The 14,485-nt window shown below is 70.3% G+C and carries 13 protein-coding genes; 3 read left to right on the top strand and 10 right to left on the bottom strand.

Going from position 1 to position 14,485, the window contains the following annotated elements; genetic code table 11:
- Window positions 1-37: 37 nt before the first annotated feature.
- From FOZ76_RS12610 to FOZ76_RS12600, 3 genes are all read left to right on the top strand, one after another.
- Window positions 38-985, top strand: coding sequence for an MlaD family protein (locus FOZ76_RS12610; protein ID WP_143948627.1), 948 nt, complete (start codon window positions 38-40; stop codon window positions 983-985).
- 80 nt (window positions 986-1,065) lie between these two features.
- Window positions 1,066-1,737, top strand: a complete 672-nt coding sequence (locus FOZ76_RS12605) for an ABC-type transport auxiliary lipoprotein family protein (RefSeq protein WP_143948626.1) — start codon at window positions 1,066-1,068, stop codon at window positions 1,735-1,737.
- Between the two features lie 48 nt (window positions 1,738-1,785).
- Window positions 1,786-2,898 (top strand): VanZ family protein, encoded by a 1,113-nt coding sequence (locus FOZ76_RS12600; protein ID WP_170235417.1) that lies wholly within the window; start codon window positions 1,786-1,788, stop codon window positions 2,896-2,898.
- A gap of 94 nt (window positions 2,899-2,992) precedes the next feature.
- Here FOZ76_RS12600 and FOZ76_RS12595 read toward each other — a convergent pair whose 3' ends face one another.
- From FOZ76_RS12595 to def, 10 genes are all read right to left on the bottom strand, one after another.
- Window positions 2,993-3,220, bottom strand: a complete 228-nt coding sequence (locus tag FOZ76_RS12595; RefSeq protein ID WP_143948624.1) for a glycine zipper 2TM domain-containing protein — start codon at window positions 3,218-3,220, stop codon at window positions 2,993-2,995.
- A 207-nt stretch (window positions 3,221-3,427) separates the two neighbouring features.
- Complete coding sequence (locus FOZ76_RS12590) at window positions 3,428-4,663, bottom strand: YbdK family carboxylate-amine ligase (RefSeq protein WP_143948623.1); 1,236 nt, start codon at window positions 4,661-4,663, stop codon at window positions 3,428-3,430.
- Between the two features lie 187 nt (window positions 4,664-4,850).
- Entirely contained in the window at window positions 4,851-6,320 is a 1,470-nt protein-coding gene (locus tag FOZ76_RS12585) for a TrkH family potassium uptake protein (RefSeq protein ID WP_143948622.1), read from the bottom strand.
- A 6-nt stretch (window positions 6,321-6,326) separates the two neighbouring features.
- The gene (gene trkA, locus FOZ76_RS12580; protein ID WP_143948621.1) at window positions 6,327-7,706 is read right to left on the bottom strand and encodes a Trk system potassium transporter TrkA; all 1,380 of its coding nucleotides are present in this window, start codon (window positions 7,704-7,706) and stop codon (window positions 6,327-6,329) included.
- Window positions 7,707-7,727: 21 nt separating this feature from the next.
- Complete coding sequence (locus FOZ76_RS12575) at window positions 7,728-8,486, bottom strand: response regulator (RefSeq protein ID WP_143948620.1); 759 nt, start codon at window positions 8,484-8,486, stop codon at window positions 7,728-7,730.
- Window positions 8,487-8,494: 8 nt separating this feature from the next.
- Window positions 8,495-10,858 (bottom strand): sensor histidine kinase, encoded by a 2,364-nt coding sequence (locus FOZ76_RS12570; protein ID WP_143948619.1) that lies wholly within the window; start codon window positions 10,856-10,858, stop codon window positions 8,495-8,497.
- Window positions 10,855-11,430 (bottom strand): DUF4390 domain-containing protein, encoded by a 576-nt coding sequence (locus FOZ76_RS12565; RefSeq protein WP_143948618.1) that lies wholly within the window; start codon window positions 11,428-11,430, stop codon window positions 10,855-10,857. The genes FOZ76_RS12570 and FOZ76_RS12565 overlap by 4 nt, the downstream gene beginning before the upstream one ends.
- 5 nt (window positions 11,431-11,435) lie before the next feature.
- Window positions 11,436-12,743 (bottom strand): 16S rRNA (cytosine(967)-C(5))-methyltransferase RsmB, encoded by a 1,308-nt coding sequence (gene rsmB / locus FOZ76_RS12560; protein WP_170235416.1) that lies wholly within the window; start codon window positions 12,741-12,743, stop codon window positions 11,436-11,438.
- Window positions 12,740-13,681, bottom strand: coding sequence for a methionyl-tRNA formyltransferase (fmt, locus tag FOZ76_RS12555; RefSeq protein ID WP_143948617.1), 942 nt, complete (start codon window positions 13,679-13,681; stop codon window positions 12,740-12,742). Before fmt ends, rsmB begins: the two co-directional genes overlap by 4 nt.
- Before the next feature lie 95 nt (window positions 13,682-13,776).
- On the bottom strand, window positions 13,777-14,292 hold the full coding sequence (def, locus tag FOZ76_RS12550; protein WP_143948616.1) for a peptide deformylase: 516 nt from the start codon (window positions 14,290-14,292) through the stop codon (window positions 13,777-13,779).
- Between the last annotated feature and the right edge of the window lie 193 nt (window positions 14,293-14,485).

Here is a 14,485-nt window from a genome sequence, read left to right as displayed (position 1 = left end):
TTGGCCGTCGAGACGACCCACGCCAAGGAAGCGGAAGATGGAAAACCGTAGTCATGCCCTGATCGCGGGCTTGTTCACGATCGTGCTCGCCGCGGCGGCGCTGCTCACCGTTCTCTGGCTCAAGGGGGAGGACGGCGATCTCGTCCCGTACGATCTCGTCACGCTGGGCTCGGTGCGCGGGCTGACGCCGCAGGCCGATGTCCGTTATCGCGGGTTGAACGTCGGCAAGGTGCAGTCCATCGGCTTCGACCCGGCCGGCCACGGGCCGCTGCTGATCCGCATCGGGGTGCGGCCGGGCACGCCGATCACCGACACGCTCAAGGCCACCATCGAGATGAAGGGCGTGACCGGCGTGGCCTACGTCGACCTGAACGACGATGGCCATCCCGGCAGGGCGCTGTCCTCGAGCGCGGGCCGCGTGGCCCGCCTGGAGATGCAGCCCGGCCTCACCGAGCGCCTCATGGACCAGGCAGGCGAACTGATGGAGCGCCTCAGGCAGGCGGGCGACCAGGTGGCGGCCATGCTCGGCACGGAGAATCAGCGCGCCCTCAACCAGGCGCTCGAGAACACCGCGCAGGCCAGCGCCCGGCTGGACGAACTGCTCGAAGGTCTCAAGCCGGCGATCGCCGAAGTCGGCCCGGCGATGCGCAGCTTTCGCAGCGTGGCGCAGGAAGCCAGCACGGCCGTGCGCGAGATCTCCGGCCTGGCGGCGGATGCGCGGCGCACATGGAGCCAGGCGGCCGGGCCGGGCGGGGTGTTCGAACAGACCACCGAGGGCGCCGCGCAACTGCGGCAGGCGGCCGGGCAGCTCAGCCGCATCGGCCCGCAGGTCAGCGGGGCGGTGGACGAGGTGAGCCGGGCGGCGCGCTCGGCGGATCGCACGCTGCGTACCGTCGAGCGGGCGCCGCAATCGATCCTGTTCGGGCCGGCGCCGGTGCGCCCCGGGCCCGGCGAACCGGGATTCGCCGGTTTCCGTGGACAATAATGGTGGCTGCCTGCCACCGCCGAGCCGCGCGGGACTCGCCTGCGGCGCGGCGGCAGGCCATGACAATGGATGATTCGACGATGAAGCAGCAGATCCAAGGCCTCTACGCCCGGCGTGCGGGCTGGTGGCGCACCCCGGCGGTGATCGTGTCGGCGGCGTGGTTGACGGCCTGCGCCGGGCTGGGCGATGTCGCACCGGCGCCCCAGGTGCTCGACGTCGGCGCGGCCGAGGCGCAGGCGCCCGCCCGGCTGCCTGCGCGGGCGGCGCTCGCCGTGCCCGCCGTGGAGGCCGCTCCGCTGCTGCGCAGCCAGGGTGTGATCTGGCGCGAGAAGGGTTCGCTCGAACCGCAGGCCTACGCCTCGTACCAATGGGCTTCGCCGCCCTCGGAGCTGTTCGAGCAGCGTTTGCGCGAGCGCCTGTCCATCGAGGGGCCGGTCACCGCGGGCAACACCGGTGCCATGCCCGAGCTGCGCGTCACGCTCGAGCGCTTCGAGCAGGTCTTCGACCCGGCGGCGGGCGCGAGCGGCGCGCCCATCAGCACCGGCGACATCGCCCTGCGCGCCGTGCTGACGGATGCGCGCGGACAGGTCGCGGACCAGCTTCGGGTGGCCTTGTCGGTGCCGGCGGCGAGCGCGGACGCGCCGGGCGGCGCGCGCGCGTTGCGCTCGGCCGTGGACGCCGTCGCGCAGAGCATCGCGGAATGGTTGTCGCAGCAGCCGGCGCTACGGACGGGCGCCACTGCGGGGCGTTGAGTGATGGCGGGTGCTCTGCCGGAGCCGCGCCGCTCTCCGACTGCCCGCATGGCTTTCGTGGTGGCGCTGCTGCTGGTGGTCTACGGCAGCCTGTTTCCCGGCCGCGGCTGGACCAACCTCGGCGTCTCGCCGCTGGCGTGGATACAGGCACCCTTCCCGCGCTACTGGACGCTGCCGGAAGTGGTGTGGAACGTCCTCGCCTACATGCCGCTGGGCGCCCTGCTGGCGTGGGCGCTGTGGCCGCGCTGGCGCGGCGCGAAGGCGGTCCTCATCGGCACCCTGGGCTGCGCGCTGGTCTCGGCGACGATGGAGTCGATCCAGACCTATCTGCCCGGCCGGGTGGCCTCCAACGTGGATTTCGCGGCCAACAGCGCGGGCGCCTTTCTGGGCGTGCTGCTGGGCGCACTCAGCGCGCGCCGCCTGATCGATGTGCGCAGCGAGGTGCATTGGGGCGAGCACATTCTGCGCAAGGGCACCTACCCGGTGGTGATCCTGTGCGCGCTGTGGGTGTTGGCCCAGATCCCGCCGCAGCCCATGCTGCTGGCCAATGGCGATGTGGCCGGCAGCCTGGACATCGCCGCCCTCAAGCTGGAAACCTGGTGGCCGCCGGCCGCGCACCTTGTCCCGGAGACCAGGGCGCGCATCGAACAGGCCTGCACCGCCCTGGCCGTGCTCGGCTTCAGCCTGCTGCTGCTGCATTGTCTGCGGCCGTTTCGCCTGCGCGCCTGGCTGGTGCCCTTGTTCGTCGCCTTGGCGTTGAGCGCCAAGGCCGCCGCCCGGCCGCTGGGCCTGCCGGGCAGTCCGGAGTTCTTCGCCTGGCTCACGCCGGCCGCCGGGCAGGGGCTGATCCTCGGCATGCTGATCGCGCTGGCCCTGTCCGCCGTCGCGCCCCTGTGGCAGCGCCGTGTGGCCATTGCGGCCCTGATCCTGCAGTTGCTGATCGTCAATGCGGCGCCCGCGGATCGCTATTTCCTGGCGAGCATCGCCTCGGGCTACACCGGCCTGCTGCACGCTGACGAGCTGCTCGCCGAACTGGCCGTCCTCTGGCCGTTCCTGGCGCTGGGCTGGATGCTTTTCGGGCGGGGTTCGCGTGCGGCGGCCCGCGCAGCGCCGGCGCGCGCGGCGGCGCCCGAGGAGGCCCCGAGCCCGCCGCCGAAATGACGAAACCCCACGCGTACGAAACGACGTGGGGTTCGATGGGGCCCGCGCAAGTGCCGGCGGGCCGCGGCCTGCGCCGTCGGCGCAGGGGGGCAGCTCAGCGGCGCTTGCCGACCTGATCGCCGACGACACCACCGATGGCGGCGCCGCCGACCGTGCCCAGCACGCTGCCATCGCTGATGGCGGCACCCGCCACACCGCCCACGCCGGCGCCCGTGACCGCGCCCTTCTGGCGGCCGCTCATGCTGTCCCAGGTGGAACAACCCGTGGCAGCCAGCGCGACGAGCGCAACACCGGCCAACTTCGCGATCGACTGAACCTTCATGGCTTTACTCCTTCTATTGGGTGTAATGGGCTGAACGCTTACTGTCACAGCAAAAAGCGCTCCCAAGGAATCTCAACCCATACGTTGCCATGCCGAAGATGCGTCGTGTGTAAGTTGTTGTGCGGTTCGGTAAGCCCGAGCAAAAGGCCGGGTGGCTCTGCCGGCCCATCTCAGCTATCCATGGCGCTGCGAGCCACTCGACACCTCTCAGTGCAACCTCGGCGGCAGATTGGCCGGCGTGCCCTCGGGCAGCAGGGGCAGGCCGTGCACGATGGGCTCCGAGCTTGCGCGCACACGCCGGCGCCCGGGGCCGGCCTGCGCGGCGCCCGCCGGCTCGCCGCGCCAGACGTCGGCGGCGGCCGCGGCGACGGCAGGCAGCTCCCGCAGCTCGTGGTGCCGGGCGCGCAGCCAGCGCGCATCGTTGCCGAGCCTGAGCGCGTCCTCGCGCAGGGCGCCGAGCAAGTCCGTGGTGCCCAGTTCGTCGGCCACCGGCATGAGCTGCTCGAAGGTACCGCGCAGGTGCTCGATCAAACGCACGCGCTCGCCCGCGCGCGTGACATAGTTGGCGTGCAGCCCGAAGCGGCAGGCCTGGAAACGGTTGGTTTCGTATGCCATCCAGAAAGCGGCGGTGGGTGCGCTCGCGCGCTGCACGGCGATCGCCAGCGCCTGGGCGAACGCGGCCAGTTGGCATGCCTTTTCGACGGTGAGCGGCGTGTCGCAGACCCGCAGCTCCACCGTCCCCAGCTCCGGCTTGGGGCGAATGTCCCAGTACAGGTCTTTCAGGCTTTCGGTCAGGCCCAGGCTGCGCATCTGGGTGTAGTGCGCCTCGAACTGGTACCAGTCCCGGATGTGCTCGGGCATGTGGCCGGCCAGCGGGAAGCTGTGCAGCGCGTGCAGCCGGCTGCATGCGAACAGCGTGTCCTCGCCCTCGCGGAACGGCGAAGAAGCGGCCAGGGCGATGAAGTGCGGCACGTAGGGCGAGAGGCGGTGGATGAGGCCGCAGGCGGCGTCGCCGCTGGCCACGCCCAGGTGGATGTGCTGGCCGAACACCGTGAACTGCCGTGCCAGGTAGCCGTAGAGGTCGGCCAGGCGACGGTAGCGCGGCGAGTCGTGGATATCGCAGTCGCGCCACGACGTGAACGGATGCGCGCCGCCGCCGGCCACGCGCACGCCGATCGCGTCGCCGGCCTCGCAGACGAGATCGCGCAGCTCGCGCATCTCGGCCAGCAGCCCGGCCGGGTGTTCGTGCACGGACGAGTTGAGTTCTATCATGGCGCGCGTGAGCTCGGGCTTGACGTGGTCGGCCGAGGGGTGCCCGGCGATGTGCTCGAGCAGGCTGGCGGCCTGGCCGCTGAGATCGAGCGTGCGCGGATCGAGTAGCTGAAGTTCCAGCTCGATACCCAGCGTGTTGTAGCGCGAAGGCGTGAATTCGATGGCATGCATGCCGGTCTCCTGGATCTGCCGGTTTTCGTGGCGGCGTGCCGTCCCGCGTCGAAGGGGGGCGGTCGTCGTCTGGTGGATGGACCACGCCACGCGGGCGTGAACACGCAGTCTAGCGAGGGATTGCGTCAGCGCCATGACGCGTCGCGGCAGCGACGGAGCAGGCGGCGTGCCCGGCGCGTCCGCGGGTTCAGCGCTGCCAGAACATGGGCGTGAAGAGCACCAGCAGGGTGGCCAGTTCCAGGCGGCCGAGCAGCATGACGAAGGTACAGACCCAGATCTGGAAGTCGCTCATGCCGCCGTAGCTGCCGGCCGGGCCGACGGCGCCCAGCCCCGCGCCGGTGTTGTTCAGGCTGGACAGGGCGGCCGTGAAGGCCGTGAGGCTGTCCAGGCCGGACAGGATGAGGAGCAGGGAGGACACCGCGAGGGTGGTGAGGTAGAGCAGCATGAACCCCATCACCCCCAGCAGCACGCGGGTGTCGACGATCTGCTGGCCCAGGCGCAGCGGCGCCACCACGCGCGGGTGCACCAGGCGCAGCAGTTCGTAGCGGGTCTGGCGCACCAGCAGCACGAGGCGGATCAGCTTGATGCCGCCCCCCGTGGAGCCGGCCGACGCCGCGAAGCACGACACCAGCAGCATGAGCCACGGCGCAAAGGCCGGCCATCGCGAATAGTCGGTGCTGGCAAAGCCCGTCGTGGTGGCTACCGACACGGCGTTGAACACGCCATGGCGCACCGCTTCGCCGATGGTCGGATACACCCGTTCGTAGACCAGGTAGAGCACCACGGTGAGTGCGGTTCCGAACATGATCCACAGGTAGGTGGAGGTTTGCGGGCACACCAGATACGCCTTCAGGCTGCGCGTGCGCAGCGCCGAGAAATGCGTCATGTAGCTGATCCCGCCCAGCAGCATGAAGACCAGGGCCACCGACTCCACCGGCAGCGAGTGGAAACCGCCGATGCTTCCGTCGAGCGTGGAGAAGCCGCCCAGCGCGACGGTGGCGCACATGTGCACGAAGGCATCGAGCGGCGTCAGGCCGGCGAGCAGGTAGGCGACCCAGCAGACAAGGGAGATCGCGACGAAGACCGCGTAGAGCCCCTTGGCCGTGCTGGCCATGCGCGGCGTCAGTTTCTCGTCCTTCATGGGGCCGGGCGTCTCGGCGCGCACGACCTGGCTGCCGCCCACGCCCAGCAGGGGCAGGATGGCGACGGTCAGCACCAGGATGCCCATGCCGCCGATCCAGGCCAGCAGGGCGCGCCAGACGTGGATCGCCGGCGGCAGTTCGTGCAGGACGGACAGCACCGTCGCGCCGGTGGTGGTGAGCCCCGAGACGGCTTCGAAATAGGCGTACGAGACGCTGATCGGCTCGCCCGAGCGGTAGAAGTAGATGTAGAGCGGAATGGCGGCCAGCATCGGCAGCACCGTCCAGACCAGCGAGACCAGCAGGAAGCCGTCGCGCGGCTGCAGCTCGCGCTGATGCCGCAGCGTCAGGCCGTACATCAGCCCGCCCAGCACCAGGGCGATGCCCATGGCGTCCAGAAAGGCGAAGAAGGTGCCGTCGTTGGTGTAGTGGGCCACGCCCACCGGCAGCAGCATGGTGAGCGAGAACACCAGCATGGTGAAGCCGGTGAGGTGCAGGATCGAGAGCAGGCCGCGCATGGCCGGTCAGAAGAAGGAGGCCGACACTTGGAACAGGGCCTCGACCGCCGGGATCACCCGGCGACGCGTGACCAGCATGATGACGTGGTCGCCCGACTGCAGGACCGGATCGTCGCTGGGCGTGAGGATTTGCTCGCCCCGCACCAGCGCGCCGATCGCCGCGCCCGCCGGCATCTTGATCTGGCTGACCCGGCGCCCCACCACCTTGGACGAGGCGGGCTCGCCGTGCGCGATCGCCTCGATGGCCTCGGTGGCGCCGCGGCGCAGCTTGTGCACGGCGACCACGTCGCCCCGGCGCACGTGGCGCAGCAGTTCGCCGATGGTGGCCTGGTCGGGGGCGACGGCGACGTCGATGCGGCTGCCCTCCATGAGTTCGCCGTACGAGCGGCGCCCGATCAGCGCCATCACGCGGCGCGCGCCCATGCGCTTGGCGAGCAGCGAGGACATGATGTTGTTCTCGTCGTCGTTGGTGAGGGCGAGGAACACGTCGGTGCCCTCGATGTTCTCGTCCTCGAGCAGGGCCTCGTCGGTGGCGTCGCCGTGCAGCACCAGCACCTTGTGCGGCAGCAGCGTCGAGAGCTTCTCGCAGCGCGCCAGGTCGTGCTCCAGCACCTTGACCGCATAGCCCTCGGCGGCCAGCTCGTGCGCCAGGCGCGAGCCGATGTTGCCGCCGCCTGCGATCATCACCCGGCGCGCCTGGCGTGCGCCTGCGCGCAGCTCCTGCAGGGCGCGGCGCGCGTGGCGCGCATCGACCAGGATGAGCAGTTCGTCGTTGGCTTCGACCACTGTGCGCGGGCTCACCTCGATCGGCTTGTCGTTGCGAAACAGCAGGAGGATGTGGGCCTTGACCCCCGGCAACAGTTCGGCGATGTCGCCGGCCAACTGGTGGGCCATGGCGCTGCGCTTGTCCACCTGCACCAGGGCCAGTGTGACCTGGCCGTCGGCGAAGTCGACGACCTGCAGCGCCTGCGGGAACTCGATGAGCCGCTGCAGGTAGGTGGTGACGCTGCGCTCGGGGCTGATGAGGTTGTCTATGCAGAAGCCCTCGGGGCCGATGATCTCGGGCCGTTCATAGAACTCCTGGGAGCGGATGCGCGCGATCCGCTGGGGCACGTTGAAGATCAGGCGCGCCACGCGACAGGCGACCAGGTTGGCCTCGTCGCTCGCCGTGCAGGCGATCAGCATGTCGGCGTCGTGCGCGCCGGCCGCTTCCAGCACCGAGATGTGCGTGCAGTTGCCGGCCACCACGCGCAGGTCCAGCCGCTCCTGCAGCGAAGCGAGCAGCGCGGCATCCAGGTCGACCAGGGTGATGTCGTTGTGCTCGGAGACGAGGTTCTCGGCGACACTCGAGCCGACACGGCCTGCGCCGAGAATCAGAATCCTCACGGTAGGTCCGCGTTGAAAAGGTCAGTTGCCGCGGTTGGCGGGGCGGCTGCGCCGGTTCACGTCGATGCCGAGCTGCTTGAGCTTGCGATAGAGGTGGGTGCGCTCCAGGCCGGTCTTGTCGGCCACCCGGGTCATGCTGCCGTTCTCGCAGGCGAGGTGGTGTTCGAAATAGATGCGCTCGAAGGCGTCGCGCGCTTCGCGCAGCGGCTGGTTGAGCGCGATGCTGCCGAGCGCGGCCTCGCCGGATTCGCCCGACAGCGCGACGCTGTCCGCGCGCGGCGCCGGCTCCGTGCCCGGCGCGGCCGCCGGCGCGGCGGCCGTGGCTTCGGCGGCGGGAACCGGGGCTGGTGCGGCCGGCGGCAGGCCCGTGGTAGTGAGCGGCGCGGCCGCCTGCTGGGCCAAGCGCTGGCTGCGCTCGCCGGCCTGCAGGCCCGCCTGCACCGCGCTCAACAGGCGCTGCAGCGTGATCGGCTTCTCGAGGAAGTTGATGGCGCCGATGCGCGTGGCCTCCACCGCGGTATCGATGGTGGCGTGTCCGCTCATCATGATGACCGGCATCGTGAGCAGGCCCTGCGAAGACCACTCCTTCAGCAGGCTGACGCCATCGATGTCGGGCATCCAGATATCGAGCAGAACGAGGTCGGGACGATCCGCCTGGCGCGCTTCGCGCGCCTGCGCAGCATTTTCGGCAAGCTCCACGGTATGCCCCTCGTCGTAGAGGATTTCGGAAAGCAGTTCGCGGATGCCGATTTCGTCATCGACCACAAGAATCTTGGCCATGCCACACCTTATTCATGCAGACTTGCAGACACAGGTCTGTCTTGTAACACGTTCGCCGGGTCCGAAACCTCCGGACTTACCAGACGGGTCAACAGTATAGAGACGTGGGCACCGCCATCGGGACGGTTGGAGATTTCGATGCGGCCGCCATGCTCTTCCACGATCTTCTTGACGATGGCCAGGCCCAGGCCGGTGCCTTTGGGCTTGGTCGTCACATAGGGTTCGAAGGCACGCTGCAGCACGCTTTCCGAGAATCCGGGCCCATTGTCCATGACGCGAAGCTGCACGGCAGCAAGGGCCGTGCCGTCCGCCAGGCGCGCGCTCGCCAGCCGGGTGCCCACACTGATGAGGGGCGCGCGCGAGGCATCGTTGCCGGCGACGGCATCCTGGGCGTTGGCGATCAGGTTGAGGACGATCTGCCGCAACTGGGTCTGGTCGCACCAGATGCGCGGCAGCGCTTCGGCCAGCGAGACGTTCAGCCGCGCGCCGTCGCCCGCGCCGTGCGGCGCGTGCACCGGGTCCCAGCCGTACAGCGCGAGGACGTCGCTCACGATCGCGTTCAGATCGGTGTCGGCCAGGCTGGGCGAGGGCGTGCGCGCGTAGTCGCGGAAGTCGTTGACCATCGCCTGCATCGAGGCGACCTGGTTCACGATGGTGGTGGTCGCGCGGCGCAGCAATGCGGCCTCGGGCTCGGCGAGCTTGCCTTCCAGCTTGAACAGCAGGCGTTCGGCGGAAAGCTGGATCGGCGTGAGCGGATTCTTGATCTCGTGCGCCAGGCGCCGCGCGACTTCGCCCCAGGCGACGATGCGGTTGGCCGAGATGACGTCCGTGATGTCGTCGAACACCACCACGTAGCCGGCGGCGCCGTCGACCACCAGGTGCGAGCCGCGGGCGAGCAGGATGACCGGCGCCTTGGCGCCTTGCTGATGGCTGAAGGGTTCGGGCGGCGCGTCCGGCGCGCCCTGTGGGTTGATCTCGACCTGCTTCTGCCAGTGCTGGCGGCCGCTCGCCGAGGCCGTGTGTTCCGCGAAGGCCTGGCGGATGGTGTGCGCCAGGCCGGTCAACTGGCCCAGGGTCTCCAGCGGGCGGCCGACGACGGTGCGCAGGTCCGCGCCGAGTATGCGCTGGGCGCCCTGGTTGACGGTGGTCACGCGAAAGGCTTCGTCGAACACCAGCACACCGGAGGACAGGGTGGCCAGCACGTTCTCCAGATAGGCGTTGGAACGTTCGAGCTGCAGCCGGTTGGCCGCGACCATGCGGCCGGCCTCGGCGAGCTGGCGCGTCATGGCGTTGAACGAGCGGGTGAGCTGGCCCACCTCGTCGCGCGAGGGCGGTTCCGGGATCTGCCGGAAGTCGCCCACGCTGACCGCCTGCGTGCCGGCGGCCAGGCGCAGCAGCGGGCGCACCAGCCGCGAGGACAGCGCGAAGGCGGCGACGATGGCCGTGAAGGCGGCGAGCAGCAGAGCCAGGGTCAGGGTGATGCCGTACAGCTTGCGCAGGCCCAGGCGCGAGAGCGCCAGCTCCTGGTAGTCGCGATAGCCGGTCTGGACCTGGTTGGCGTTGGCGGCGATCTGCGCCGGCACGGGCTGCATGAGCTGGAGATAACGGGTCTCGGGCCGGATCAGGGTGTTGAGGTCCCCGATCGTGGACAGGCTGGCGAGGGGCAGGATGACGCGCAGGTTGAGGCTGGGGTCGTTGTCGGCCGGATCGGTCGAGGCGGGCTCGGTCGCGGAATAGCTGCGGCCGGTGCGCACCTGCTGCATCAGCGTGGTCGGCGGCAGCGCCGGCGCGAGCAGGCTGTAGTTGCCCGTGGAGAACGCCACCACGTTGCCGCTGCCCGTGAACACCATGGCCTCGGCCACCGCCAGGCGTTCGCGCAGGCGCGTCAGGGCGAGGGTCAGGCTGGTTTCGTTCGGGTCGGGCAGCTCGGCCAGTTCGAGCGCCATGGTGCGCGCCTTGTCGTTCAGGTCCGCCAGGCGCGAATCGAGCGCCGCGCGGCCCAGGTCCAGGCCGGCGTCCAGGGCCGCGTTGACGCGCACGTTGAACCACGATTCGATCGAGCGCGAGAGGAACTCCACCGACAGGGTGTAGATGATGACCCCGGGCACGACGCCGACCAGGGCGAAGGCCAGCGCCAGGCGGGCGGTGAGCCGCGCGCCGAACTGATGGCGGCGCAACTGGCGGATGAGGCGCGCGGCCAGGGTCAGGACCCAGGCGCCCAGGCCCACCGCCACGACGGTGTTCAGCGTGAGCAGCAGCGGATAGTACTGTTCGAGCCGCGAGGCGTTGTTGGTCGACCAGGCCAGCAGGCCGAGCAGGGCCAGCGCGCTGATCGCCGCGCAGACCAGCAGCAACCGCATGAAGCGCTTCAAGGTGAGCCTCCGTCGGCCGGCACGTCGATGTCGAAGGCCAGCCAGGGCGTGGTCAGCGCCCAGGCGCTGCTGTTCAACGCATTGACCTGGAACGGGCGCGAGAGCTGGGTCACGTCAAGGCGCAGGCGCATCTGGCCGCGATACGCTTCGCCGGGATGCAGCGTGCCGGCGGGCGCGATGTTCCAGCCCCGGATGTGGCGCACCAGGGCAAGCGCTTCGTCGAGCGAGGCGACCGGCAGGGCGAGGCCGCCGCCGCTCACGCGCCATTGCCGGATCAGCGCGTTGTACGAAATGCTCCAGAGCCTTTCGGTGCTCAGCACCTGCTCGTCGAACCACCACCAGCGCGGGCGATTGATGATGACGTCGACCGAGAAGTAGAGCGGCAGCCCGCGTTCGGCCGCCTCGCGCAGTTGTGCATTCAACTCGAAGTCGATGTCGGCATCGAGCGTGACGCCGTCCTGGTGTTGGCTCACGTCGACGCGCTGGACGACGGCCTGGGCATGGACGCCGGCCGCATAGAGGGGCAGCAGCAGGGGGAGCAGGATCAGCAGGCGGGCGACGAAGCTGCGCATGCGGTTCAGGTTTTCTCGAAAAGCGCGTAGAAAAAGCCGTCGTGCTGTGCGTGCGGCGCTGCATCGGCAGGCGCAGGCAGCAGTTGGCCTGGCGCGTCGAGGCGTCGCGCATCGGCATGGCGCGACGCGAATGCCTGTGCCTGGCGTTCTCCTTCGGCGGGAAAGACCGAACAGGTGGCATAGAGCAATGTACCACCGGGGGCGGTGACCTGCCAAAGCGCGTCCGCGATCCGTACCTGCAGGGCGGCGGTGCGCGCGATGTCGTTGTGCCGTCGCAACCAGCGGATGTCCGGGTGGCGGCGCACGATGCCCGAGGCGGTACAGGGCACGTCGGCGAGCACGGCGTCGAACGGCCGGCCGTCCCACCAGCTCTCCACGGCGGCTGCATCGGCGGCTTCGAGGCGGGCGGACAGGCCGAGCCGGTCGAGGTTCTCGCCCACGCGCGCGAGACGGTGCGGGTCGGCATCCAGCGCGAGCAGCTCGACATCGGCCAGCTCGAGCAGGTGGGCGGTCTTGCCGCCCGGGGCGGCGCAGGCATCGAGCACGCGCATGCCGTCGCGCACGCCCAGCAAGGGGGCAGCGAGCTGCGCGGCGGCGTCCTGCACCGACCACCACCCTTGCGCAAAGCCAGGGAGCTGCTGCACGGGCCGGGCGCGCGCGAGCACCAGCCCGTGCTCGCCCACCGGCGTGCTGTCGACGCCGGCTTGCCGCAAGGCCGCGGCGAGCGCGACGCGCTCGGCGCGGCGGCGGTTTACGCGCAGCGTCAGCGGGCCGCCGCGTTCGCCGGCGCGCAGGATCGCCTGCCATTGCCCGGGATAGTCGCGACGCAACTGGCCGACCCACCACGCCGGATAGTTCCACTGGCCTTCGGCGTGGCGGCGGGCCTCGGCGAGCAGGGCGTCGCGCTCGCGCAGGAAGCGCCGCAGGCAGCCGTTGATCAGCGCTTTGTAGCGTTGCAGCTCGCGGCTGGCGGTTGCCCGCACGGCTTGGTCGACCACCGTATGAGCCGCATAGCGGGGCGTGCCGTCGCGTGCGTCCGCGCCCGCCGGCTCCCCTTCGAGCAAGGCCAGGGCCACCAGCAGCAGTTGGTACGCCAGCGGCGAAGGCGGCCGGCGCGCGAGCAACTGGTCCGCCACGGCGCTCGCCGTGCCGCGGTGGCGCATGGCGTGAAAGGCAATCGCCTGGGTGCCCGGGCGCAGGGCGGGCGGGGTGAGCGCCAGCGCCTCGGTGAGCGAAGTGCCGGCGTCGACGGCGGCCGCGGCCTGCGCTGCCGCGCGCAGCAGGTCGGCCAGGGGCGGGGCAGGGTGGTTCATCGGCGTGTCCAGCCGCGCGCGAAGACCTCTGCCGGCTGGCGCTTGCCGCCGGGCTTCTGCAGTTCCATGACGCGCAGCACGCCCGCGCCGGTCGCGAGGTCGATGCCGGCCGGCCCGGCGTCGAGCACGCTGCCGGGCTCGGCGCCGTCGCCGCCGGGCAGGGCCTGCGCGCGCCACACCTTCACCGGCCCCTCGATGCCCGGCAGGCGCAGGGTCGCGCCGGGCACGGGGTTGAAGGCGTGGATGCGGCGCGCGAGCGCCTGCGCACCCTGGCTGAGGTCCAGCGCGGCTTCCGCCTTGTCGAGCTTGGCGGCGTAGGTGACGCCCTCGGCGGGCTGCGGGCGCGCGGCCAGGCTGCCGTTCGCGCGGCCTTCGAGCGCCGGCCCGATGAGGCGGGCGCCCAGCACCGCCAGCGCATCATGCAGCTCGCCCGCGGTGTCGTCCGGACGGATGTCGATGGCTTCTTCGAGCAGCATGTCGCCCGTATCCAGGCCTTCATCCATCTGCATGATGGTGACGCCGGTGCGCGCGTCGCCGGCTTCGATCGCCCGTTGGATCGGCGCCGCGCCGCGCCAGCGCGGCAGCAGGCTGGCGTGGATGTTCAGGCAGCCGAGGCGGGGCAGGGTCAGGACCCAGGCCGGCAGGATCAGCCCGTAGGCGGCCACCACCATGGCGTCGGGAGCGGCGGCCAGCAGGGCCTCGCGGGCAGCGGTAGCCTCATCGGGATAGCGCCCGTCCAGGCGCAGGCTGCGCGGTTGCAGCACCGTGGCGCCGGCTTCCAGAGCGGCTACCTTGACCGGGCTAGGCGTCAGCTTGAGGCCGCGGCCGGCCGGCCGGTCGGGCTGGGTGAGGACCAGGGGGATGTCGTGGCCGGCGTCGCGCAGCGCGCTATACGCGATGCGGGCGAATTCCGGGGTTCCGGCAAAGACTAGACGCATGGATTTCCTGAACGGCAAAAGGCCCGCCGCGCAGGCGACGGGCCCGGATGAAGGGCGGGCGCGGCCGCCGCGCGCGCGCAGCCGGCGGCCGGCGCTCAGGCCGCGGCGGCCTGGCGCTCCTGCTTGCGCAGTCGCGTCTTGATGCGCGACTGCTTGAGCGGCGAGAGATAGTCGACGAACACCTTGCCGTCGAGATGGTCGATCTCGTGCTGTACGCACACGGCCAGCAGGCCGTCCGCGTCGAACTCGTAGGGCTGGCCGTCCAGGCCCAGCGCGCGCACGCGCACCCGGTCGGCGCGCTCCACGGTGTCATAGACGCCCGGCACCGAGAGGCAGCCTTCTTCGTGCGTCTTGAGCTCGTCGCTGCGCCAGAGGATCTCCGGGTTGATGAGCACGAGCAGCTCGTTCGCCTGCTCGGAGACGTCGATCACGACCACCCGTTCGTGCACGTCGACCTGGGTGGCCGCGAGCCCGACGCCCGGCGCCTCGTACATGGTCCTGGCCATGTCGGCGACGAGTTCGCGGATGCGGTCATCGACCGCCGCGACCGGCTTGGCCTTCTTGAACAGGCGCGGGTCCGGGAAGCGAAGTATGGATAGTGTCTTGGCCATGAGGAAGGGCCTCACGTGGATAAAGTAGGTTATTTCCTACTATAGCTCAATCGGTGGTCTATATCTAATAGTCTGTAGCTATTATATGCGGCAATCCCTTGAAATCCCAAGGGTTTGGCAGGGTTCTAAGTGTGTCGTAAAGCGCCTGGTCGGCACGCCCGGGCGCGCCTTGCGTGTTACAGGTAGGGTTCGT

This window comes from Verticiella sediminum (assembly GCF_007558815.1).
Taxonomy (GTDB): Bacteria; Pseudomonadota; Gammaproteobacteria; order Burkholderiales; family Burkholderiaceae_B; genus Verticiella; species Verticiella sediminum.
Note: the sequence above shows the minus strand (reverse complement) of the source record. Positions and strands in the feature narration are given on the sequence as shown.

Coding starts and splice junctions, on each gene's coding strand:
- FOZ76_RS12610 (WP_143948627.1), top strand. CDS start 38: ATGGAAAACCGTAGTCATGCCCTGATCGCGGGCTTGTTCACGATCGTG.
- FOZ76_RS12605 (WP_143948626.1), top strand. CDS start 1,066: ATGAAGCAGCAGATCCAAGGCCTCTACGCCCGGCGTGCGGGCTGGTGG.
- FOZ76_RS12600 (WP_170235417.1), top strand. CDS start 1,786: ATGGCTTTCGTGGTGGCGCTGCTGCTGGTGGTCTACGGCAGCCTGTTT.
- FOZ76_RS12595 (WP_143948624.1), bottom strand. CDS start 3,220: ATGAAGGTTCAGTCGATCGCGAAGTTGGCCGGTGTTGCGCTCGTCGCG.
- FOZ76_RS12590 (WP_143948623.1), bottom strand. CDS start 4,663: ATGCATGCCATCGAATTCACGCCTTCGCGCTACAACACGCTGGGTATC.
- FOZ76_RS12585 (WP_143948622.1), bottom strand. CDS start 6,320: ATGCGCGGCCTGCTCTCGATCCTGCACCTCACCGGCTTCACCATGCTG.
- FOZ76_RS12575 (WP_143948620.1), bottom strand. CDS start 8,486: ATGGCCAAGATTCTTGTGGTCGATGACGAAATCGGCATCCGCGAACTG.
- FOZ76_RS12565 (WP_143948618.1), bottom strand. CDS start 11,430: ATGCGCAGCTTCGTCGCCCGCCTGCTGATCCTGCTCCCCCTGCTGCTG.
- rsmB (WP_170235416.1), bottom strand. CDS start 12,743: ATGAACCACCCTGCCCCGCCCCTGGCCGACCTGCTGCGCGCGGCAGCG.
- fmt (WP_143948617.1), bottom strand. CDS start 13,681: ATGCGTCTAGTCTTTGCCGGAACCCCGGAATTCGCCCGCATCGCGTAT.
- def (WP_143948616.1), bottom strand. CDS start 14,292: ATGGCCAAGACACTATCCATACTTCGCTTCCCGGACCCGCGCCTGTTC.